Source organism: Rickettsiales endosymbiont of Peranema trichophorum (genome assembly GCF_004210275.1).
Taxonomy (GTDB): domain Bacteria; phylum Pseudomonadota; class Alphaproteobacteria; order Rickettsiales; family Midichloriaceae; genus RICK02.
The window spans coordinates 1-3,646 of the sequence record NZ_SCFA01000023.1 but is presented as its reverse complement, the minus strand read 5'-3'; the positions used below and the strand labels follow the sequence as shown (position 1 = coordinate 3,646).

Sequence of the window (3,646 nt, the reverse complement as noted above, 5' to 3'; positions counted from 1 at the left end):
GGGAAGATTTTATATTTGCAAGGGAATTGCAGCAAAAAATGAGCTCTGATATTGATATAAAGGGAATGATAGGAGAAAAAGCGGCAGAAGTGGAAGTTGTGATGTATAAAGCAGCGTTGAGCATCAAGATAGCTGATACAGTAGTGGATGTACTAAGAGTGGTCAATCGACCAACAGTGGAGAATGTGAAGCAAGTGGTATTGGGCACGGTGCATGTATATGGAATGTACAAGGGATTGAATGTGTATGGATTAGCACTAGTGGGTTTGGAAGCTACATATCAAGTGTACCAGGGAGAATACGCTGAGGCGCTAAAACAGGTACTGATAACGACGGTTTACATGGCATTACCTATAGTGATGGGTGCAGGAGGTTTGCCATATGCAGGGTTGATATTTACATCAGGAATGACGGTGTACAGCCTTTACCATCTGATGTCCAACGTGCATAGTCTGTACATAGAGTATACAAGCGATGAGAATGGAGTGAGATCAGCGTCTGGATATGGAGAAGTCTACAGTTTATTAGCACGAACTCCATTACAATACGTATACGAGTTTGATAGCTCTAGAGGAGAGTATGATGAATTGATGCAGGAACAAGAGCAATCGGAAGGAGCATTTCAAGGTGATAATTGATGATATGTGGAGAAGGTGTGTTGAGAGATTTGAGTAGCTACAGTAATGGGAGATTATGCCGTGAGATAGGAAGGCTGCGGTCTCTTTGTTATAGAGGTAGGAATAGGAATTATATTGTGCAGTGGCTGAATACAGCTGGTCTGAGGTTAGGAGAGTTTAATACACAGGAATTATCAAAGAGTATCTGGAATTTGGCGCGCCTTGGTTACAGGGACGATGAGTTCATGAGAGAATGGGTAAGGATATCAATTCAAAAGCTTTCAGAGTTTAATACACATGAGTTGTCCAAGATTATCTGGAGTGCTGTTCGTCTTTGTCATAGGGACGATGAGTTTATAAGAGAATGGGTGAATGTATCAATTACAAAACTCCCAGAGTTTAATGCACAGGACTTGTCGAATAGTATTTGGAGTTTAGCGCGTCTCGATTATAAAGACGATACATTTATGGGGGAATGGATGAGAGTATCAACTTGGAAACTTAGAGAATTTAATTCGCAGGAGTTGTCCAACAGTCTCTGGAGTTTAGCCCATTTTGGTTACAGGGACAGTCCATTCGTGAAGGAGTGGATAAGGGTGTCAACTTGGAGACTTGGAGTATTTAATGCGCAGGAATTGTCGAACAGTCTCTGGAGTTTAGCGCGTCTTGGTTACAAAGACGATACATTTATGGGGGAATGGATGAGAGTATCGATTAGAAAATTACCAGAATTTAACCCCCAGAACCTGTCCAATAGCATTTGGAGTTTAGCATGTTTTGATCATCAAGATAATGCCTTCATAAGAGAATGGGTAAGGGTATCAACTGGGAAGTTGGAAGAGTTTAGTGCCCAACACTTGTCGAACGGTCTTTGGAGTTTAGTGCGTTTTGGTTACAGGGATGATGCATTCATAAGGGAATGGGCAAGAGTGTCAACTGGAAAATTGGCGAGCTTTAATGCTCAGAATCTGTCTAACAGTATCTGGAGCTTGGCGCGTCTCGATTATAAAGACGATACATTTATGGGGGAATGGATGAGAGTATCGATTAGAAAATTACCAGAGTTTAACCCCCAGCACTTGTCCAACAGCACTTGGAGTTTAGCGCGCCTTGGTTACACGGATGGCTCATTCATAAGGGAATGGGTAAGTGTATCAACTCGGAAGCTTGGAGAATTTAATTCACAGGAACTGTCTAATAGTATCTGGAGTTTAGTGCTGTTTGGTTACAGGGATGATGCATTCATAAGGGAATGGGTAAGTGTATCAACTCGGAAGCTTGGAGAATTTAATTCACAGGAACTGTCTAATAGTATCTGGAGTTTAGTGCGTTTTGGTTACAGGGATGATGCATTCATGAGGGAATGGGTAAGTGTATCAACTCGAAAGCTTGGAGAATTTAATTGTCAGGAACTGTCTAATAGTATCTGGAGTCTGCTGCGTTTTGGTTACAGGGATGATGCATTCATAAGGGAATGGGCAAGAGTGTCAACTGGAAAATTGGTGAGCTTTAATTCTCAGAATCTGTCCAACGGTATCTGGAGTTTAGCGCGTCTTGATTACAAAGACGATACATTTATGGGGGAATGGATGAGAGTATCGATTAGAAAATTACCAGAGTTTAACCCCCAGAACTTGTCCAATACCATTTGGAGTTTAGTGCGCCTTGGTTATAGGAATGATGCATTCATAAGGAAATGGGTGAATGTATCAACTCAGAAACTCGGGGAATTTAACTCTCAAAATCTGTCTAATAGTATCTGGAGCTTAGCGCGTCTTGATTACAAAGACGATACATTTATATGGGAATGGATGAGAGTATCGATTAGGAAATTGGTAGAGTTTAATACCAAGGAACTGTCTAATAGTATCTGGAGCTTAGCGCGTCTTGATTACAAAGATGATACATTTATATGGGAATGGATAAGAGTATCGATTAGAAAATTACCAGAATTTAACTCCCAGCACTTGTCGAACAGTATTTGGAGTTTAGTGCGCCTTGGCTACATGGATGATGCATTCATAAAAGAATGGGTAAGTGTATCAACTCGGAAGCTTGGAGCATTTAATTCACAGGAACTGTCTAATAGTATCTGGAGTTTAGTGCGCCTTGGCTACATGGATGATACATTCATAAAAGAATGGGTGAGAGTATCAACTACGAAACTAGTGGAGTTTAATTGCCAAGAATTGTCAAATAGTATGTGGAGCTTAGCGCGTTTTGGTTACAGAGGTGATGATTTTATAAGAGAATGGGTAAGTGTATCGACTCGGAAGCTTGGAGAATTTAATTCACAGGAATTGTCAAATAGTATCTGGAGCTTATTGCGTTTTGGTTACAGGGATGATGGTTTCATAGTAGAATGGACGAGAGTGTCAACTGGGAAATTGGTGAGCTTTAATGCCCAGAATTTATCGAACAGTCTCTGGAGTTTAGCGCGTCTTGATTATAAAGATGATACATTTATGGGGGAATGGATGAGAGTATCGATTAGAAAATTACCAGAATTTAATCCCCAGAACTTGTCGAATAGCATCTGGAGTTTAGTGCGTCTTGGTTATAGGGATGATTATTTCGTGGGGGAATGGGCGCGGATTGCGACATGGAGGCTGGCAAAATTTAATACTCGGGGGTTGTCTGACAGCATATGGAGTTTGGCTCATTGTGGTCATAGAGACGATGGTTTTATAACGGAGTGGACAAGAGTAGCGTATAGAAGGCTTGTGCAATTCAACCTAAAGGACGTAGAGGGGAGTATCACTGGCTTATCTTGTCTGTTGTTTAGAAGAGATGTGAAGCTAAACGAGAGTGAATTAGTATGGATGTTATACCCGAGTCAAAGATTGGTAAGTGGAATAGAAGTATTGTTGAGAAGTGATGTGCTGGATACCAGGCTGATGGGACTGTATCTGGTATCAAAGGTACTGGAGCAAGCTGGAATAAAAGGAGACGTACTACAAATGTTGGAAACGTTCCGTATGTTTTTGAGGGAAAAAAATAAAGAGATACGGACTGGAGGGTGTTTAGGA

General features: G+C 41.1%; 2 protein-coding genes. Both read left to right on the top strand.

Annotated features, from left to right (window positions below; translation table 11 throughout):
• The coding region (locus EDM53_RS01045) for a hypothetical protein (RefSeq protein WP_207215396.1) at nt 1–638 on the top strand (638 nt) is incomplete at its 5' end.
• Nucleotides 638–3,646 (top strand): hypothetical protein (locus EDM53_RS01040; RefSeq protein WP_130121563.1); only part of this gene is annotated, 3,009 nt, incomplete at its 3' end. The genes EDM53_RS01045 and EDM53_RS01040, both read left to right, overlap by 1 nt.